This window comes from Microvirga lenta (assembly GCF_020532555.1).
Classification (GTDB): Bacteria; Pseudomonadota; Alphaproteobacteria; order Rhizobiales; family Beijerinckiaceae; genus Microvirga; species Microvirga lenta.
Map to the genome: position 1 here is coordinate 464,273 of NZ_JAJBBR010000004.1, position 19,579 is coordinate 483,851.

The window sequence follows — 19,579 nt, forward strand, 5'->3', positions numbered from 1 at the left end:
GCACGAGAAGGATACTCATCATGGCTGGCGCTCAAGACCTGGCAAAACTCCAGTGGGACGATCCGCTTCTCCTCGACGATCTCCTGACCGATGACGAGCGCATGATCCGGGACACTGCCCGGGCCTATGCTCAGGACAAGCTCCTGCCGCGGGTGATCGAGGCGTATCGCGAGGAGCGCACGGACCGCGAGATCTTCAACGAAATGGGCGAGCTCGGCCTTCTCGGCGTCACCCTGCCGGAGGATTACGGCTGCGCCGGCGCCTCCTACGTGGCTTATGGCCTCGTCGCGCGTGAGGTCGAGCGGGTCGATTCCGGCTACCGCTCCATGATGAGCGTGCAATCCTCGCTGGTGATGTACCCGATCTATGCCTACGGCTCCGAGGAGCAGCGCCGGAAGTATCTGCCCAAGCTCGCCTCGGGCGAGTTCGTGGGCTGCTTCGGCCTGACCGAGCCGGATGCGGGCTCCGATCCGGGCGGCATGAAGACCCGCGCGGAGAAGATCGACGGCGGCTACCGGCTGACCGGCACCAAGATGTGGATCTCGAATTCGCCGATCGCGGACGTGTTCGTGGTCTGGGCCAAGTCGGCGGCCCATGACAACCAGATCCGGGGCTTCGTGCTCGATAAGGGCATGAAGGGCCTTTCCGCCCCCAAGATCGGCGGCAAGCTCTCGCTCCGCGCCTCGATCACCGGCGAGATCGTCATGGACGGCGTCGAGGTGGGCGAGGATGCGCTTCTGCCGAACGTGTCCGGCCTGCGGGGGCCGTTCGGCTGCCTCAACCGGGCGCGCTACGGCATTTCCTGGGGCGCTATGGGCGCGGCGGAGGATTGCTGGCACCGGGCCCGGCAATACACCCTCGATCGGAAGCAGTTCAACAGGCCGCTGGCGGCCACCCAGCTGGTTCAGAAGAAGCTGGCCGACATGATGACCGAGATCACGCTGGGTCTCCATGCGTCCCTGCGCGTCGGCCGCCTCTTCGACGAGGGGCGCCTGGCGCCGGAGATGATTTCCCTCGTGAAGCGCAACAATTGCGGCAAGGCCCTGGAGATCGCCCGCGTTGCCCGCGACATGCATGGCGGCAACGGCATCCAGGAGGAGTATCACGTGATGCGCCATGCGCAGAACCTGGAGACGGTCAACACCTACGAGGGGACGCATGACGTGCACGCCCTCATCCTGGGCCGCGCCCAGACGGGTCTGCAGGCGTTCTTTTAAGCAGGGCGGGCCGATCGCATGACGAAGCCGCTGGAAGGGCTCAAAGTCCTGGAACTCGCCCGGATCCTGGCCGGCCCTTGGGTCGGCCAGCTCCTGGCCGATCTCGGCGCCGACGTGGTGAAGGTGGAGCGGCCTGGCGCGGGAGATGATACCCGCGGCTGGGGTCCGCCCTTCATCGAAGGCGCCGACGGGGACGACCTTTCCGCGGCCTATTTTCACTCCTGCAACCGGGGCAAGCGCTCCATCGCGGTCGATTTCGAGACCTCCGAGGGGCAGGACCTCGTTCGCAGGCTTGCGGCCCATGCGGACGTGGTCATCGAGAACTTCAAGGTCGGGGGCTTGAAGAAGTACGGCCTCGACTACGAGAGCCTCAAGGCCGTGAACCCGCGCCTGGTCTACTGCTCCATCACGGGCTTCGGCCAGAACGGCCCCTATGCGGCGCGGGCCGGCTACGACTTCATGATCCAGGGTATGGGCGGGATCATGGATCTGACCGGCGATCCGGACGGGGAACCGCAGAAGATCGGTGTGGCCTTCGCCGACATCTTTACCGGGGTCTATTCCGTGGTCGGAGTCCTGGCGGCCCTTCGCCGCCGCGACCAGACCGGGGAGGGCGCTCATCTCGACATGGCGCTGCTCGACGTCCAGACGAGCGTCCTGGCGAATCAGGCCATGAACTATCTCGCTTCGGGCAAATCGCCCCGGCGCATGGGCAATGCCCACCCCAACATCGTGCCTTATCAGGTCTTTCCGGTCGCCGACGGGCATGTGATCGTCGCCGTGGGCAATGACGGGCAGTTCGCCCGTTTCGTCTCCGTGCTCGGACGGCCGGATCTGGCGCAGGACGAGCGCTTCAGGACCAATGCGGGGCGGGTGCACCATCGCCCCGAACTGGTTCCCGTTCTGACCGAGCTGACGCTCAAGATGACCCGGGACGCCCTGCTGGCCGCTCTCGAGGGTCAAGGCGTTCCGGCCGGGCCCATCAACACGGTGGCCGATGTCTTCGACGATCCGCAGGTGGTCGCCCGCGGCATGCGGATCGATCTGCCCGCGCCGGCGGCGAAGGCCGGATCGATCCCGTCCGTACGGTCCCCGATCGTGCTCGATGGCCAGCCTATGGCTGCAAGCCGTCCCTCGCCCCGCCTGGGAGAGCACACGGACGAGGTCCTGAGCGATCCCTCCTGGGTCGCCTGAAAACCCGCAGGTCCTACTCGGCTATGCCCTTGCTCAGGAGGCGTTCGAGCGCCTGCACGACCCGCTCGCGGTCGGCCTCCGAGAGTGGGCTGAGATCGTGCATCTCCAAACTGTTCAGACCTTCGACGGCAAGCCAGCCCAGCAGGGCGGCATCCAGGTCGTCCGAGGTCGATTTCAGATTGTCGAGCGTTTCCCTGATCACCTGACGGACGGGTTCGAGCAGGCGTGGGTTCTCGGCCGAGGCGGCGAGCATGCCGTTCGCCACGTCCTTCATGGTGCCGCAGCGCATTTTCAGCATGGCTGCCGTGCAGAGTCTCGCTTCCAGGTTGCGGCCGGGCTCGGCTTGCCTTCGAAGTGCCTCCTTCTCCGCGGAGACTTCGTCGATCATCCGCTGGATCATGCCCTGGAGAAGGGCTTCCTTGTTAGGAAAATTGTAGAGAAGTCCGCCTTTACTGAGGCCGGCCCGTTCGGCCACGGCATCGAGCGTCAGGCGCCCTGAGCCGATTTCCGTGACGAGCTCGGCAGCTGCGTCGAGAATTTTTTCTCTTGAACTCTTGCGTCCTCGAGCGCAAACGAACATTCTCACCTCTTGTACTGAACCGTCTAGACGGTATATAAAAGGTTCCGCGGCCTTGGCGTCAAGGGCAAGTTGAGCTAAGGGCCTGCCTCCATGAACATATAGGTCCGGTCGGCCCGGACTTCGGAATATCGGAAAAGTCCCATGAAACGGCGCATCGTAGTCTCCCTCGTCTTCATCCTCGCGATTGGACTCTGCGCCGGCTTGATCTGGTTCAACTTCTTCCGTGACAAGATGATCCAGAACTTCTTCGCCAACATGCAGCAGCCCGCGCAGGTTGTGTCGGCGGCCAAGGTCGAGGCGAAGACATGGACGCCGGGCATCAACGCCATCGGTACGGCCAAGGCCGCGAACGGCGTCGAACTCGCCGTCCAGGCAGGCGGCCTCGTCAAGGAGATCAACTTCAAGCCGAACCAGCGGGTGAAGCAGGGCGAGGTTCTGGTCCAGATCGACGATGCGGTGGACCGCGCCGATCTCGCGAATGCGCAGGCGACGGTCAGGCTGAGCGAAGCCAATTTCGAGCGTTCCAAGACCTTGGCCTCCCGCGGCTATGCGGCAGAGGCGACCTTCGATCAGACCCAGGCCCAGCTCGCGACCGCTCGTGCGCAGGAGGCGCGCGCCAAGGCGATCATCGAGCAGAAGGCTCTCAAGGCGCCGTTTTCCGGCGTGATCGGCATTCCCCGCATCGATGTCGGGCAGTACGTGCAGCCCGGCACGACGGTTGCCAGCTTCCAGGACCTTCAGTCCATGAAGGTCGACTTCACCGTTCCGGAACAGCTCGCGAGCAGCATCCAGCTTGGCCAGGAAGTTCGACTGGGCATGACCGAGGGCGACCTTCCCTTCGTGGGCAAGGTCGTCGGCAAGGACCCGCGCGTCGATCCCAAGACGCGGCTCGTCGCCGTTCAGGCCCTCGTCGAGGAGAACAAGGACGGCGCGATCCTGCCGGGCCAGTTCCTGCACGTGGAAGCGGTCCTGCCGCCGGAGCCGGATGTCATCACCGTGCCACAGACGGCTGTCATCACGAGCCTGTACGGGGACTACGTCTATACGATCGAGCAGGAAGAGAAGGCGGGTCAGCCGGTCCAGGTGGTCAAGCAGGTCTTCGTGAAGACCGGCCGCCGCCGTGGAGGCTCTCTCGAGATCCTGTCAGGGATCGCGCCCGGTCAACAGGTCGTCGCCTCGGGGCAGAACAAGCTTCAGGCGGGAGCGACCGTCAAGATCGACAACTCCATCGATGTGACCAAGTTCGACGCGACCAAGCTCGCGAACGGACAATAGGCATAAAGCCATGAGCTTCACAGAACTGTTCATCCGCCGCCCCGTCCTTTCGATGGTGGTGAGCCTCCTGATCCTGTTGCTCGGTGCGCAGGGCCTGATGAACCTGCAGGTGCGCCAGTACCCGGAGGTCGAGGAAACCACGATCACGATCACGACCACCTACACGGGTGCGAGCGCCGATCTGATGCAGGGCTTCATCAGCACGCCCATCGCGAAGTCGGTCTCGAGCGCCGAGGGCGTGGACTACGTCACGTCGCAGAGCCGCCTCGGCCTGAGCACCGTATCCGTGCGCATGCGCCTCAATACGGATCCGAACGCGGCGCTGACCGAGGTGACCTCCAAGGTGCAGCAGGTGCGCGCTCAGCTGCCGGCCGACGCCGAGGATCCGGTCATCGTGAAGGGCACCGGTCAGACCTTCGCCCTGATGTACATCACCTTCGCCAGTTCGGAGATGAATCCCGAGCAGGTCTCGGAGTTCCTGACGCGCGTCGTGCAGCCCCGCTTCGCGACCCTGGAAGGCGTCGGCTCCGCCGACATTCTCGGCGGCCGCGACTTCTCCATGCGGGTGTGGATTGACCCGGTCCGCCTTGCCGCCCGCGGGGTGACGGCCGGCGACGTGGTGGCCGCAATCCGCGCCAGCAACTTCCTGGCTGCGCCCGGAAAGACCAAGAACGAATACGTCGCCTATGCGCTCGAAATGCAGACGACGTTCCAGACGCCCGAGTCGTTCGCCACGCTCCCGATCCGCTCCAACGGCGACCAGGTCGTGCGTTTGAGCGACGTCGCCGACGTCGAGCTCGGGCCCAAGAGCACGGACACCAAGGTCAGCTTCAACGGCAAGGAAGGCACCTTCATCGGCATCACGCCGACGCCGGCCGCCAACCCGCTGACCGTGGCCGAAGAGGTGACGAAGGCCATCGACACGATCCGCCCGACCCTGCCGAAAGGCATGACGGTTCAGATCGTCTACGATGCGTCGAACTTCATCTCGGCCTCGATCGAGGAGGTGTTCAAGACCATCGGCGAGGCGGCGCTCATCGTTATCGTCGTCATCCTGCTCTTCCTCGGGTCCTTCCGCTCGGTGCTCATCCCGATCGTGACGATCCCGCTGTCGCTGGTCGGCGTCTGTTTCGTCCTTTACGCACTGGGCTACTCGATCAACCTGCTCACCCTGCTCGCCATGGTGCTGGCCATCGGCCTCGTCGTCGACGACGCCATTGTGGTGCTGGAGAACATCCACCGCCATATCGAGGAGGGATTGAAGCCCATCGATGCGGCCATTGTCGGCATGAAGGAGATCTTCCTTCCGATCGTGTCGATGACGATCACGCTCGCGGCGGTCTATGCCCCGATCGGCTTCACCGAAGGCCTCACCGGCACCTTGTTCCGGGAATTCGCCTTCACCCTAGCGGGGTCGGTGATCATTTCGGGCATCATCGCCGTGACGCTGTCGCCCATGATGTCCTCGAAGCTCCTGAAGCCTCACGGCCATGGCGGACAGCGCGGCTTCGCCGGTTTCGTGGATCGGACCTTCACGAAGGTGGAGAACTGGTATGCACGGCGCCTGAAGGGGTCGCTCGATTACCGGCCCGTGACGCTGCTCATCGTGGCGGCGCTCCTCGGGACCACGGCCTTCATGTTCGTCAAGACCCCCTTCGAACTCGCTCCGGAGGAGGACCAGGGTGCCTATCTGGGCATCGTCAACGTGCCGCAATACGCCACGCCGGAATACACCCAGGCCTTTGCGGCGCAGTTCACGAACGCGGCCGAGAAGATTCCGGAGATCGACGACAATTTCCTCATCATCGGCATCGACGGTGGCGGCGGCGGCTTCGTGGGCTTCAAGCTCAAGGAGTGGAGCGAGCGCACGAAGAAGGGTGCCGAGACCAAGCAGGAGATTCAGAACCTCCTGAACGAGAACGCAGGTGTTCAGGCCTTCGTCTTCGCGCCACCGTCCCTGCCCGGCGCGGGCGGCGGCCTCCCAATCCAGTATGTCCTACGGACGATCGGCGATCCGTCCCAGGCCTACGAGGTCGCGGAGCAGGTGAAGCAGCGGGCGATGCAGTCCGGAAAGTTCATCGTGGTCCAGAACTCGGTGACCTATCAGACGCCCCGCGCGCGGATCATCATCGACCGCGACCGGGCGGCGGCACTCGGCGTGCCGGTCAGCGAGATCGGCAATACCCTCGGGGCCCTCGTCGGCGGTGCGCCGATCTCGAAGTTCGACCGGGACAACAGGAGCTACGACGTCATCAGCCAGGTGCGTCAGATCGATCGCCTGAATCCGGAGCGCCTGGGAGAGTACTATGTGCGCGCGGCCGACGGCTCCATGGTGCCGATCTCGGCTCTGGTGCGGATCGAGACCGATGCGGCGCCTGCGGCCATCGAGCAGTTCAACCAGCTGAACGCGGCCACGCTCTCGGCGCTTCCTCTGCCGGGCGTGACGACGTCGGAGGGGCTTCAGGTTCTGCGTTCGATTGCCCAGGAGGTGATGCCGCAGGGCTTCTATGAGGATTATGCCGGTCAGTCCCGCCTCGAAGTCCAGGAGGGAAGCTCGATCCTGCTGGCGTTCGGGTTGGCCATCATCGTGATCTATCTCGTGCTCGCGGCGCAGTTCGAGAGCTTCCGGGATCCCTTCATCATCATGATGTCGGTGCCGCTCTCGATGTTCGGCGCGATGATCTTCCTCAATCTCGGCCTGGCGACCCTGAACATCTACACGGAAGTCGGCCTGATCACCCTGGTGGGGCTGATCACCAAGCACGGCATCCTGATGGTCGAGTTCGCCAACGACTTGAAGGAGAAGCACGGTGTCAGCAGGCGCGAGGCGATCGAGGAGGCGGCACGCGTCCGTCTGCGCCCGATCCTCATGACCACCGCGGCCATGGTGCTCGGCGTGGCTCCGCTCCTTTATGCCAGCGGCGCGGGTGCGGCGGCCCGGTTCTCCATGGGCCTGGTGATCGCGTCGGGCATGTCAATCGGAACGATCTTCACCCTCTTCGTGGTGCCGATGTTCTACACCTTCATCTCGCGGGAGACGAAGAGGGTCGAGCATGCGGGCGAGCCGCAGGTCCGACACCCTGCTCTCGCAGCCGAATAAGAAAAAGGCCGGGCAATGCCCGGCCTTTCGATTCTGGTATTTAAAAGGGCAGGGCCTTGCCGGCACCTGCCCTGATCTTTTAGCGGGAAATCTCGCCCTCGACTTCGATGAAGGGCGACAGATTCTTGAAGCCTGCCTGCTCCGCAGCCTTTCGGACCGCTTCGGCGACTTCGGTCGAGTGGACCTCGACCGTCTCCCCGGTCTTCGTGCAGACGAACATGACCTTCATCGCATTCACTTCCGGCTGACCGTGCGAGACGATGTAGGAGTTCTGCGTCGCAAGCCGATGCACGAGGCCGGCGTCGCGCAGGAAATCCAGGGCCCGGTAGATCGTCACCGGCGCAAGGCGCTTCTTGTCGCTGCTCAGGCGGTCGACGAGGTCATAGGCCCCGACCGGTCCCCCGCTCTGGACGAGTTCGCGATAAACGCGCTCACGGATGGGCGTCAGCCGCAGATTGTTCTCGCGGCACAAATCGTCGGCGCGGCGGAGGAGATTTTCCTCTTCCTCTTTCTTGAGGGCTCGGGCACTCATGAACCTGGCTCCTGTTACTACGAATCCTATATGTTCATATAGGTAAAGCCTGGCTTGCACAATGTGGTATCGTTGCAATTTCTACTTGCAATTATGCAGATGAATGCAGCCACGCGTGCTTGTCGGAAAGCGCGCCCGGATCGCCGGAATCGGCACTAACATCCGGTGCCGGAAAGAAGTTTCGGGAAAAGTGCCGCTATTCTACTTTGCGCAGGTTTCGCAAAGTCCCCTGACCTCAACGGTGACTTTCTTTGGGGAAAACGCGTGGGCGTCACTCCAGTGAGACAGGCGCTCGCTGATCTGCGAGTCGGTGAATTCCTTCACCGATCCGCATTCCTCGCAGATGGCAAAGGCTGCCATGTCGTGATGGTGAGGATGGCTGCAGGTGACATAGGCGTTGAGGCTCTCGAGTCGGTGCGCCAGTCCCTTCTCGATGAGCTTGTCGAGGGAACGGTAGACCGTCGGCGGCGTAACGGCGCCCTTCGACCGCATCCGATCCAGAACCTCGTAGGCCGAGAGCGGATTCTGAGCGGCGACCAGGATCCGATAGACGCGCTTCTGCGTCTCGTTCAACTCGTCTACGGCATGGTTGTGATGTGTCGGCGCCATCGATTTCCACCTGCGATGCTCATCATATAGGCTCCAACCGGCCATTTTTGAATGAGCATCCTCAGGTCTTCCTGACGGAGACCCGCCACCGTGGCAAGAGCGATTGCGGGACTCGTCCGGAACGGTCGATCAGAGGTCGACCCAGGCCGCCTTCCTCTGAGAGGAGCGGACGGCGGCATCGATGAAGCGGACGCCCCTGACCCCGTGCTCGACCGTGGGGGCCTGGAGCGAGAGCGGATCGGGATCCCGTCCCTCGAGACGCGCCGCGATCTGCTCGGCCACATCGGTGTAGATCTGCGCGAAGCCCTCGAGATACCCTTCGGGATGCCCTCCCGGGATGCGGGAGGCCGCGCGCGATATGTCGTTCGCCCCGGCACCGTTGCGGCGGATGAGCCGTGGTGGCTCTCCGAGAGGCGAAAACACCAGCAGGTTGGGATTCTCCTGGTGCCATTCGAGACCCGCCTTCTCTCCATAGATCCGGATGCGCAGACCGTTCTCCTGACCCGACGCAACCTGGCTGCACCAGAGCATGCCCCGGGCGCCGGAGGCGAAGCGCAGCATCATGTGCGCATTGTCGTCGAGCCTGCGGCCTTCCACGAAGGTGTGCAACTCGGCAGAAAGAGACGTCACCTCGTCGCCGGTCATGAACTCGACCAGGTTGAACGCGTGGGTGCCGATATCGCCGACCGCCCCGGCAGGGCCGGACCGGGCCGGATCCGTCCGCCACTCCGCCTGCTTGTTGCCCGTCTCTTCCGTGCGGGTGGCAAGCCAGTCCTGGGCATATTCCACCTGCACGACCCGGATCTTGCCGAGTTGGCCTTCCTTCGCAATGGACCGGGCCTGACGCACCAGCGGGTATCCTGTGTAGTTATGGGTCACCGCGAAGATCAGACCGGATTCCTGGGCGAGCTTCGCGAGCTGATCGGCCTCCCGCCTCGTGGTCGTGAGGGGCTTGTCGCAGATCACATGAATGCCGGCCTTGAGAAAGGCACGGGCGGCAGCGGCGTGGGCATGGTTCGGCGTCACGATGGCGACAGCATCAATCCCGTCCTTCAGACGCCGTTCCCGGCGCGCCATCTCGTTGAAGTCGCCATAGACGCGATCCGGTTTCAGAAGGAGGTCCTCTCCCGACACACGGGCGCGCTCCGGGTCCGAGGAAAGGGCGCCCGCGACGAGCTCCCATCTATCATCCAGCCGGGCCGCGATCCGGTGCACCGCACCGATGAAAGCCCCGCGCCCGCCGCCGACCATGCCGAGACGGAGGCGGCGGCTCAGCTTTTGATCCTGAGATGCGGTAATCGTCATCGTCTCACTCCGCGGCCGCACGCATTGTTTCGATGCCGAGCATCCGCCGGTTGGCGGCCTCGTCCGTTCCGCCGGCGGCGAAGTCGTCGAACGCCTTCTCCGTCACGCGGATGATGTGATTCCTGATGAACTCGGCGCCCTCGCGCGCGCCGTCCTCCGGATGCTTCAAGGCGCATTCCCACTCGAGAACGGCCCAGGAATCGTAATCGTATTGGGCCAGCTTGGAGAAGATGGCATTGAAATCCACCTGTCCGTCTCCCAGGGACCGGAACCGTCCGGCTCGATTGATCCAGCTCTCGTACCCGCCATAGACGCCGACACGGCCCGTGGGGTTGAACTCCGCGTCCTTGGCATGGAAGGCCTTGATGCGGTCGTGGTAGAGATCGATGAAGGCGACGTAGTCGAGCTGCTGCAGCAGAAAGTGGCTGGGATCGTAGTTGATGCAGGCGCGGGCATGGCCGCCAACCGCGTCGACGAAGCGCTCGAAGGTCGCGCCGTCGTGGATGTCTTCCCCAGGATGAATCTCGTAGGCGACGTCGCAGCCTGCATCCTCATAGGCATCGAGGATGGGGCGCCAGCGCCGTCCCAGCTCTTCGAAGGCGGTCTCGATGAGACCCGTCGGCCGCTGCGGCCAGGGATAGACGAAGGGCCAGGCGAGGGCGCCCGAGAAGGACACGCTGACGGTGAGGCCAAGACGCCTGGAGGCCTGCGCCGCCATGAGCATCTGTTCGACGGCCCAGGCCTGCCGTGCCTTCGGATTGCCTCTCACCTCGGGAGCCGCAAACCCATCGAATGCCTCGTCGAATGCAGGGTGAACCGCAACGAGCTGGCCCTGCAGATGGGTCGACAGCTCGGTTATGTCGAGGCCATGACTCTGGACGATGCCCTGGATCTCGTCGCAATAGGTGTCGGACTCGGCCGCCTTTTTCAGGTCGAAGAGGCGAGCGTCCCATGTGGGAATCTGCACCCCTTTGTAGCCGAGTGCCGCCGCCCAGCGACAGATCGAGTCCAGCGAGTTGAACGGAGCCTCGTCGCCTGCGAACTGGGCAAGGAAAAGGCCTGGACCCTTCATGGTTTTCATGGGCTAACTCCCTGGGGCTTTGATATTGAAGGACAAGGGAAAGTCGCCACTGCGGTCATCGGCGCCTTACCGTTGTCCTCGCCCCTTCCCGTGGGAAAGGGCGAGAGACGAGCCGGTTAGAACGGTGAATCGGGGAAGTAGAAGTTCTTCGCGTTGTCCTTCGTGATCAGCTCGGCATTGATCACATAGGTGCCGCGCATCGGAGCATTGGCGAAGAACTGTCCCGCGGTCACGTACATCGCGGTCGCGATCATTCCCGGAGGATAGGACACGTTGGCCGGCACCATCTTGTCCCCGTCCATGACACGCTTGACCATGTCCTTCATGCCGGCGCCGCCGAGGACGAACTTGACGTCGTCCCGCTTCGCCTGCCGAATGGCTTCCAGAACGCCCAGCGCCATGTCGTCGTCCGATGCCCAGACGGCATCGATCTTCGGATGCTTGGCGAGGTAGTCCTGCATCACCCGGAAGGCGTCGTCCCGGTTCCAGTTCGCGTATTGCTTGTCGATGACCTTCACGCCGGAGCCCTGGACGGCTTTCTCGAAATTGGTGACGCGCTCTTCGTCGATCACGGTCGGGATGCCGCGGAGGACCACGACGTTGCCTTCCTTCAGGTTGTCGACGAAGTACTTGCCGGCGACACGGCCGAATTCCGGGTTGTTGCCCGCCACGTAGATGTCCTGGATCGAGGCATCCTTGAGGCCGCGGTCCACGACGGTGATGAAGGTGCCGCGCTTCTTGACCTCGCCGACCGGGTTCGTGAGCTCGTCCGAGTTGAAGGGCAGGACGACGAGCGCATCGATATTCTGCGCCGACAGGTCGTCGAGCGCATTGGCCTGGGACGCGCCGTCGGGCGAGGTCTTCACCACGACTTTCAGGCCCGGATAGGTTTTCTCCAGTTGCTTGGCGGTTTCCTGCGCGTGATAGACGACACCGCCGGTCCAGCCATGAGTCGCGGCCGGAATGGAGACGCCGATGGTCACGTTCTTCTGCTGAGCGAAGGCGCCCGTCGCAAACCCGGCGAAGAGGCCTGCTGCAGCTGCCAGTTTCAGTGCCTTTCCTCTCATGTTTTCCTCCCTGAGGGTTGGCTGAGTCCTTCTTGCTTCCGGTGGACCCCGACCGGCTTCATCGCCCGCGCTGAAGAGAGCGCTGCACGAGCATGGCGATAATGATGATGGCACCCTGGACCGCGCCCACGAGAAACTCGGAGACGAAGTTCGACAGGACCATGATGTTGGCGACGAGCTCCAGGATGATGGCGCCGACGACGGTGCCCCAGACACGCCCTATGCCGCCGCGCAGCGCCGTGCCGCCGATGACGACCGCCGTAATGGCCTGGAGCTCCCAGAGCAGCCCTGTGGTGGGGGTGGCCGATCCCAGGCGCGGCACGTAGACCAGGATCGCGATGCCGACGCAGATGCCCTGAATGACATAGGTTAGCGTGCGGACCCGCCAGATCGGAACGCCCGAGTAGCGTGCCACGTCCTCGTTCGAGCCGAGGGCGATCACGTGGCGTCCGAAGGACGTCTTGTAGAGGATCAAGGCACCGATCGCAGCGACCACGAGAAAGGCGATGATCGGCACGGGAATGCCGGCGATGTCGCCGAAGTAGACGGGGCGATAGAGCTCGCGCAACTCCGAACTGCGCATGGTGATGGTGCCGCCGGCCGCGAGCCAGATGACCAGCGAGCGGAAAATGCCCATGGTGCCAAGCGTCACGATGAAGGGCTCGATCCGGCCGAATGTGACGATGAGGCCGTTCGCGAGGCCGCAGGCGGCGCCCAGGGCAATGGCAGCGGCCATGCCGATCGCCAGCGTTCCCATATCGCCGCCGCCGAGATTGTTCAGGGTCAGGATCATGACGCCGGCAACGAGCGCCGCCATGGAGCCGACGGAAAGGTCGAGGCCGCCCCCGGCGATCACGAAGGTCGCGCCGACGGCGATGATGGCGATGAATGCCGAGCGCGTCACCACGTTCAGGATGTTCGACGCGGTCAGGAAATCCGGATTGATCAGTGCGCCCGCGATCACGAGGACGATCAGCGCAATGAATGGCGAGAGCGCCCGCATGTCGACAGTGAATCTGCGCTTTTCAGGGGTGGTGCGAAGCACGGTTTCGGTCATGCATGGCCTGCGGCGATATCCGCCGCCCTTTCCTCGTGGACGCCTGTTGCGAGATAGACGATTGCATCTTCCGAGAGCTCGGCCTGAGCCACCTCACCCGCGATCCGCCCGTTGCGCATGACGAGAACGCGATGGCACAGGCCGATCAGCTCCTGCATCTCCGAGGAGATGACGATGACGGATCGACCCTGTTCGGCCAGGGATGCGATGAAGCGATAGATCTGCTCCTTCGTCCCGATATCGACCCCTCGGGTCGGCTCATCGATGATGACGATGCGGGGCTCCACCAGCATCATCTTCGCAAGAAGAAGCTTTTGCTGGTTCCCGCCGGAGAGCTGCCCGGCCAGCAGGTCCCGCCGTCGGGCGCGGATGTCGAAATCCCTCACGGCCGCATCCAGCGCTCTTTCCTCGGCGGGCACGTCGATGAACGAGCCACGCCCGAACTTGTCCAACGCAGCCAGGGTCAGGTTGACCCGCAGGTCCTGCTGAAGGAGGAGGCCTTTGCCTTTCCGGTCCTCCGACAGGTAGACGACACCGGCGGCCATGGCTTCGCGCGCATCGCGGAAATGAACGTTGCGGCCATCGATGGCGATCGAGCCATGGCTGGGACGAAGGCCGACGAGGCCCTCGAACAATTCGGTGCGCCCGGCGCCGATGAGGCCGCCAAATCCGAGGATTTCGCCACGGCGGAGCGTGAACGAGGCGTCCTCCACATAGCCCGGCACGACCAAGTTCCGCACGGAGAGAATGTCCTGGTCGGAAGCGGTCAAGGGCTTGTCGGGATAGAGTTTGGACATGTCCCGCCCCACCATGAGGCGCGCCATTTCCAGCGGCTCGAGCCCCTCGATGTCCCGGACGGTGACGAGGCGGCCGTCGCGGAGCACGGTCACTCGATCCGCAACCGCCTTCACCTCGTTGAGACGATGAGAAATGTAGAGGATCGCCACGCCCTGGGCTCGCAGCCGGCGGATGATCTGAAAGAGGCTCTCGGCCTCGATCGGGGTGAGGACGGCAGTCGGCTCGTCAAACGCGACCACCTTGTGCGGCACGAGAAGGGCACGGGCGATCTGGACAAGCTGCCGGTCGGCGATGGAGAGGCGGCGCACCTCCCGGTCGGGGTCGATGGAGGAGCCGAGCTCCGCCAGAGCCGCGCGGGTTTGCTCCCGCATCGCCCTGTCGTCCACGAAACCGAAGCGCCGCAGCTCGCGTCCGAGGAAGAGGTTCTGTGCGACTGTCAGATCCTCCGCGAGCAGAATTTCCTGGTGGACGAGCACGATCCCTCGGTTCTCGGCGTCGACGGGCCCCGAGAAGGTGGTCGGCTGATCGTTCAGGAAGAGGCTGCCCTTCGTTGGCGGGAGGTGCCCCGAAAGGATGCGCATCAGGGTCGACTTGCCCGCACCGTTCTCGCCGATGACCGCATGGACTTCGCCCGGCCTCAGGTCGAGCGAAATGCCGCTCAGAACCTCGATGGGACCAAAGGATTTCGAAATGTTGTCTGCGCGAAGAACAGAGGCCATGGACTGCTCCGGACCGTTTCGAACGGATGGGCCGCTTTCGGTTTCCGAAAACGCTCAATCGGGCGCGAATGCGCCGCTACGGATCAGCCTGAAGACGCAAGAGCCGGCATTCGTTTCCTCCAGATGTGTCTGCGTCCTCTTGCGGGACGCTTCGATGGCTTGAGAGCGGTGCAGGGTTTGACAACGCTCCCATGTAAACGATTACATTCACTTTACCGCAATGGTTGCCTCTGTCAAACAGGAGCGCCTGTGGGAAAGGGCGATGGACGAAATCGGACAAAAACGCAGGCTTAGGCCCGGCGACGGCCAAGCGCGCGCTGCGCGGATCCAGGACGTCGCGCGGCTGGCCGACGTCTCGACGGCGACCGTGAGCCGAGCCTTGGCGACTCCGGATCGGGTCTCTCCCGAGGCGCGCGCGCGCGTGTTCGATGCCATCGCGAAGACCGGCTACGTGCCCAATCCCGCCGCGCGTTCACTGCGCTCGCAGAAGACCTACATGGTGCTCGTGGTTCTGCCCGACCTGGCGAACACGTTCTTCTCCAGGATCCTGCGCGGCATCGAGGAGACGCTTTTCGATGCCGGCTACGGCATGATCATCAGCGATCTCGACGGCTCCCCCGAAAAGGAGGCGCATTTCGCGGCTTTCACGGCGGCGGGGCGGGTCGATGGCGCCATTCTCCTCAATGGGCACCTCTTCGGGCAGAGCAGAGACGGGAAGGGGACGCCTGCCAACCTCAACATCCCTCTGGTCGCGCTCTGCGAGGCCATTCCAGGCGCGGACATTCCTCAGATCGAGATCGACAACCGGGCCGCGGCCCGTCGGATGACGCAGCACCTCGCCTCGCTCGGACACCGGCGCATCGCCTATGTCAGCGGCCCGCCCGAGAACGTGCTGGAGCACGAGCGCTTCAAAGGCTACCGCGAAGGCTTGCGGGCCTGGGATCTCCCGTTCGATCCTGCCCTCGTCCTTCCGGGGGATTACACCCTTGATTCGGGAGCGCAGGCCGGTCAGTTCCTGCTCGCCAAGCCCGAGCGGCCGACGGCCGTATTCTGCACCAGCGACGAAATGGCGATCGGGCTCGTGCGGACCCTGCGTTCCGCAGGTCTGCGTGTGCCTGACGACATATCCGTGGCCGGCTTCGACGACATAGAGTTCGCGGCCGCAGCCCAACCGGCCCTGACGACGGTCCACCAGCCCCGGCGGGAATTGGGGCAGGCTGCAGCCAGTACGTTGATCGACCTCCTGCAGGGGCGCATGGCGCCCAAGCGCATCCGCCTCAAGACCGACCTGATCATTCGCGACAGCGTCGCTGCCCTTCGCTGATCTGAAACTGTCCCCGCCCACTCACCGGCGAGGGCCGAGGCATCAGGTGGTGTGTCTGACCGCAAGTTCCGGGGCAGCGGCGGCATCATGAGCGGTTCTCGCCCGCCGCCTCTGGAGCCACCAGATCAGCCCCACCACCGCAAAGGCCGGAACATAGACCCAGACGGTGGAGGGGCGTCCGGGAGCCGGCTGGATGACGGCCACGACCTGATAGCCGGGCTCCAGCCCGACGCGCTTGGCGTAGGATCCGAAGGCGACGTTGCTGATCGTGAGCTGTCCGCCAAGACCGACAACGGTCAGGCCAGCGGCCCGTAGACGCTCCTGCGGCGTCGGCTTCTGCTCGCCGAGGTTCAGGCTGACGGTCTTGCGCACATCGTCGCCCTCGATGGTCATTCCCTCGACCACGAAGGCGAGGCGGTGATTGGCGGGCGCCTGCGCCACTTCCGTCATCAGCTCGCTCGCAGGCGCCTCCACCGTCGCCGGATGAACCTGGTTGAGCCACCAGTCCGGGCGGAACAGGGCAAAGCACACGATGAGGAGAACGGCGCTTTCCCACAGCCGGCTGCGGGTCACGAAGTAGTTCATGGTGGCGGCCGAAAAGATGAGGATCGCCGCGATATTCACCCCGATGATGAGGGCGGCATCGGCCCAGTTCTGCACCCCGATGAGCAGCATGGCGGGGTTGAAGATGAAGATGAACGGCAGGAGAGCCGTCCGCAGTGCATAGAACGCCCCCTGGAACCCGGTTGCGATCGGATCCTCGCGCGAAATCGCCGCCGCCGCGAAGGAGGCCAGGCCAACGGGTGGGGTGATGTCGGCCATGATGCCGAAGTAGAAGACGAAGAGGTGGACCGCGATCAATGGAATCGCCAGTCCTGCCTGGGCACCGAGCTCCACGACCACCGGAGCCATGAGAGTGGCGACCAGGATGTAGTTGGCCGTCGTCGGAATGCCCATGCCGAGGATGAGGCTGATGACGGCGATCAGGATGAGCATGATGATGACGTTGCCGCCGGAGATGAACTCGACGACCTCGGTCATCATGAGGCCGAGGCCGGTCAAGGTCACGGTTCCGACGATGATGCCGGCCGTCGCCGTGGCGATGGCGATGCCGATCATGTTGCGGGCGCCGACCGCGAAGCCCTCCATCAGATCGGCCAAGGCCGCTTTCATCGCGACGCCGACGGATTGGCGCCGGAACAGGGCGAGCAGCGGGCGCCGGGTGGCGACGATGCCGATGATCGTCAGCGTCGCCCAGAAGGCGGACAGCCCGGGGGACATCTCCTCGACCATCAGACACCACAGCAGGACGACCAGCGGGATCAGGAAATCCAGACCCGTCCGGGTCACCTCCCAGGCGCGAGGAAGCGTAATGATCGGCGTGTTCGGATCGTCGAGCTCGAGATCGGGAAAGCGTGCCGCATAGGCGACCGTTCCAATGTAAACCAGGAGTGCTGCAGCGCCGAGAATCCACGGAGAGCCGTCTCCGAAGGCCGCCTGGACGCCGATGACGCCGTAATAGAGCAGGCAGAGCACCACTACCGAGCCGCTGAGTCCGAGGCCGGTGCGCAGCAGTCTCATCTTCGCCGGCATGGGCTCGCGCGGGATCGGCTTTGCTCCGATCTTCAGCGCCTCGAGATGCACGATGTAGAGAAGTGCGATGTAGGATGCGATGGCCGGCAGGAGGGCGTGCGTCACGATCTGCGCATAGGGAATGCCGACATATTCCACCATGAGGAATGCGGCGGCACCCATCACGGGCGGCATGATCTGTCCGTTGATGGACGACGCCGCCTCGATGGCGCCTGCCTTGACGCCGGAAAGGCCGGTCCGCTTCATGAGCGGGATCGTGAAGATGCCGCCCGAAACGACGTTGGAAACGGAGGAGCCCGACACGACCCCGTTGAGCGCCGAGGAAACGACGGCGACCTTGGCCGGTCCGCCCCGAAGATGGCCGAGAAGGGCAATGGAGATCTGCATCATCCAGTTGCCGGCCCCCGCCTTGTCGAGCAGCGTGCCGAACAGCACGAAGAGGAAGACGAAGCTCGTGGAAACGCCCAGAGCGATACCGAACACGCCTTCGGTCGTCAGCCACTGATGCTGAAGGAACTTCGAGATCGAAGAACCCTTGTGCAGCAACACATCCGGCATGTAGGGGCCGGCGAAAGTGAAAAGAATGAAGACCGAGGCGACGATCACCATCGGCATGCCGAGAGCCCGGCGTGTCGCCTCCAGAAGAAGGAGGATGCCCGCTCCCGCCGTCACGAGGTCGATCAGGATCGGCTGACCGGGGCGGGTTGCGAGATCACGGTAGAACAGGAAGAGATAGGCCCCGGCGAAGGCACCCGCGACGGCGAGCACCCAATCGAATGCGGGGACGTAGGAGCGGGGGGACGAGCGAAAGGCCGGATAGGCCGTGAAGGCCAGAAAGAGCGCAAGCCCGAGATGGATGGATCTCGCTTCCGTGTCGTTCAAGATGCCGAAGCCGAGCACGAAGGGCAGCGGCGAGGCGTACCAGATCTGGAAGAGGGACCACGCGATGGCGACACCCGTGATGAGGGCGGCGGCGTAACCTGTCGGCTTGCGCCCTCCCGTGTCGGCCTCGGCGACGAGCTGTTCCAGCTCCGCGGAAGGGGCGATCGCGGTTTTCTCGGTTGTCGACATGATCTCTATCCTTGGTCCGGACAAGGTAAAGGGGCGGCCCTGAGCCGCCCCCATTTTAGTAGGCTTCCAGCTTATGACCAGCTTACTTCAGCCAGCCCTTTTCCTTGTAGTACTTGGCCGCGCCGGGGTGGAGCGGAGCGGAAAGGCCGTCCTTGATCATCTTCTCGGGCTCGAGATTGGCGAAGGCCGGGTGGAGCGACTTGAACTCGTTGAAGTTCTCGAACACCGCCTTCGTGATCTGATAGACGGTCTCTTCCGGAACCTTGGCCGAGGTCACGACCGTCGCAAGCACGCCGTAGGTGTTCGTGTCCTGCGGGTTGTTGTTGTAGAGGCCGCCCTTGATCGTCGCCTTGGCGTAGTAGGGATTCTCGGCCACGAGCTTGTCGACGGCAGGTCCCGTGATCGAGACGAGCTTGGCGCCGCAGGTCGTGGTCGGGTCCTGGATGTTCGCCGAAGGATGGCCGACGCCGTAGAAGAAGGCGTCAATCTTGTTGTCGCAAAGGGCGGGGCCGTGCTCGTCGGCCTTCAGCTCGGAGGCGAGCGAGAAGTCCGACAGCTTCCAGCCGAGCGCGCCGAGCAGCTGCTCCATGGAAGCGCGGGTGCCGGAGCCGGGATTGCCGACGTTCACGCGCTTGCCCTTGAGATCCTGGAAGTCGGAAACGTTGGCTTCCTTGCGGGCCAGAACCGTGAAGGGCTCCGGGTGGACCGAGAAGACCGCGCGCAGATCGCCGAAGGCACCGCTGTCCTTGAAGGCGCCCTCACCCTTGAGGGAGTTGTACTGCACGTCCGACTGGGCAAGGCCGAGGTCGAGCTCACCGGCCTTGATGGTGTTGACGTTGTAGGCGGAGCCGCCGGTCGATTCGACCGAGCAGCGCAGGCCATGGTCCTTGCGGTCCTTGTTGACCAAACGGCAGATGGCGCCGCCGACCGCGTAGTACACTCCGGTCACGCCGCCGGTGCCGATGGTCACGAACTTCTGCTGGGCCTGAGCCGGAATGGCCGTGAAAGTCAGGGCGGCGGTCGCGACGCCGACCAGCGATTTCGTCAAAACGTTCAT

15 protein-coding genes and 1 pseudogene are annotated in these 19,579 nt (G+C 63.9%); 5 read left to right on the forward strand and 11 right to left on the reverse strand.

From position 1 onward, the window contains the following. Positions 1 to 20: 20 nt before the first annotated feature. Together LGR44_RS07890 and LGR44_RS07895 are read left to right on the forward strand one after the other, a co-directional pair. A complete protein-coding gene (locus tag LGR44_RS07890) occupies positions 21 to 1,217 on the forward strand; it encodes an acyl-CoA dehydrogenase (protein ID WP_226739065.1) in 1,197 nt (398 codons plus the stop codon). An 18-nt stretch (positions 1,218 to 1,235) separates the two neighbouring features. Beyond that, positions 1,236 to 2,411 carry a CaiB/BaiF CoA transferase family protein gene (locus LGR44_RS07895; protein WP_226739067.1) on the forward strand — a complete coding sequence of 392 codons (1,176 nt, stop codon included), beginning with the start codon at positions 1,236 to 1,238 and terminating at the stop codon, positions 2,409 to 2,411. 13 nt (positions 2,412 to 2,424) lie between these two features. On the opposite strand, the gene LGR44_RS07900 is transcribed toward LGR44_RS07895, so the two are convergent. Continuing rightward, positions 2,425 to 2,991, reverse strand: a complete 567-nt coding sequence (locus LGR44_RS07900) for a TetR/AcrR family transcriptional regulator (protein WP_226739070.1) — start codon at positions 2,989 to 2,991, stop codon at positions 2,425 to 2,427. Between the two features lie 141 nt (positions 2,992 to 3,132). Between LGR44_RS07900 and LGR44_RS07905 the strand changes: the two genes are divergently transcribed. Together LGR44_RS07905 and LGR44_RS07910 are read left to right on the forward strand one after the other, a co-directional pair. Next, positions 3,133 to 4,266: an efflux RND transporter periplasmic adaptor subunit gene (locus LGR44_RS07905; RefSeq protein WP_226739072.1), complete on the forward strand. Its 1,134-nt coding sequence runs from the start codon at positions 3,133 to 3,135 to the stop codon at positions 4,264 to 4,266. A 10-nt stretch (positions 4,267 to 4,276) separates the two neighbouring features. Continuing rightward, positions 4,277 to 7,366: an efflux RND transporter permease subunit gene (locus LGR44_RS07910; RefSeq protein ID WP_226739074.1), complete on the forward strand. Its 3,090-nt coding sequence runs from the start codon at positions 4,277 to 4,279 to the stop codon at positions 7,364 to 7,366. A 79-nt stretch (positions 7,367 to 7,445) separates the two neighbouring features. On the opposite strand, the gene LGR44_RS07915 is transcribed toward LGR44_RS07910, so the two are convergent. From LGR44_RS07915 to LGR44_RS22100, 8 genes and pseudogenes are all read right to left on the reverse strand, one after another. After that, positions 7,446 to 7,898, reverse strand: coding sequence for a Fur family transcriptional regulator (locus LGR44_RS07915; protein ID WP_226739076.1), 453 nt, complete (start codon positions 7,896 to 7,898; stop codon positions 7,446 to 7,448). A gap of 201 nt (positions 7,899 to 8,099) precedes the next feature. Beyond that, the gene (locus LGR44_RS07920) at positions 8,100 to 8,507 is read right to left on the reverse strand and encodes a Fur family transcriptional regulator (RefSeq protein WP_226739078.1); all 408 of its coding nucleotides are present in this window, start codon (positions 8,505 to 8,507) and stop codon (positions 8,100 to 8,102) included. 129 nt (positions 8,508 to 8,636) lie between these two features. Continuing rightward, positions 8,637 to 9,812, reverse strand: coding sequence for a Gfo/Idh/MocA family protein (locus LGR44_RS07925; RefSeq protein ID WP_226739080.1), 1,176 nt, complete (start codon positions 9,810 to 9,812; stop codon positions 8,637 to 8,639). Between the two features lie 4 nt (positions 9,813 to 9,816). Next, positions 9,817 to 10,893 (reverse strand): sugar phosphate isomerase/epimerase family protein, encoded by a 1,077-nt coding sequence (locus LGR44_RS07930; RefSeq protein ID WP_226739082.1) that lies wholly within the window; start codon positions 10,891 to 10,893, stop codon positions 9,817 to 9,819. 116 nt (positions 10,894 to 11,009) lie between these two features. Then, entirely contained in the window at positions 11,010 to 11,960 is a 951-nt protein-coding gene (locus LGR44_RS07935; RefSeq protein ID WP_226739083.1) for a substrate-binding domain-containing protein, read from the reverse strand. Between the two features lie 58 nt (positions 11,961 to 12,018). Then, positions 12,019 to 13,017: an ABC transporter permease gene (locus tag LGR44_RS07940; RefSeq protein WP_226739085.1), complete on the reverse strand. Its 999-nt coding sequence runs from the start codon at positions 13,015 to 13,017 to the stop codon at positions 12,019 to 12,021. Further along, entirely contained in the window at positions 13,014 to 13,841 is an 828-nt protein-coding gene (locus LGR44_RS22095) for an ATP-binding cassette domain-containing protein (RefSeq protein ID WP_449871009.1), read from the reverse strand. Before LGR44_RS22095 ends, LGR44_RS07940 begins: the two co-directional genes overlap by 4 nt. Before the next feature lie 198 nt (positions 13,842 to 14,039). Further along, a pseudogene (locus LGR44_RS22100) lies at positions 14,040 to 14,465 on the reverse strand (ATP-binding cassette domain-containing protein); the annotation flags it as partial. Positions 14,466 to 14,796: 331 nt separating this feature from the next. On the opposite strand from LGR44_RS22100, the gene LGR44_RS07950 reads away from it, so the two are divergent. Beyond that, on the forward strand, positions 14,797 to 15,858 hold the full coding sequence (locus LGR44_RS07950) for a LacI family DNA-binding transcriptional regulator (protein ID WP_226739089.1): 1,062 nt from the start codon (positions 14,797 to 14,799) through the stop codon (positions 15,856 to 15,858). Positions 15,859 to 15,900: 42 nt separating this feature from the next. Here LGR44_RS07950 and LGR44_RS07955 read toward each other — a convergent pair whose 3' ends face one another. Both LGR44_RS07955 and LGR44_RS07960 read right to left on the reverse strand, forming a co-directional pair. Further along, positions 15,901 to 18,522 (reverse strand): TRAP transporter permease, encoded by a 2,622-nt coding sequence (locus tag LGR44_RS07955; RefSeq protein WP_226739091.1) that lies wholly within the window; start codon positions 18,520 to 18,522, stop codon positions 15,901 to 15,903. Between the two features lie 82 nt (positions 18,523 to 18,604). After that, a complete protein-coding gene (locus LGR44_RS07960; RefSeq protein ID WP_226739093.1) occupies positions 18,605 to 19,579 on the reverse strand; it encodes a TAXI family TRAP transporter solute-binding subunit in 975 nt (324 codons plus the stop codon).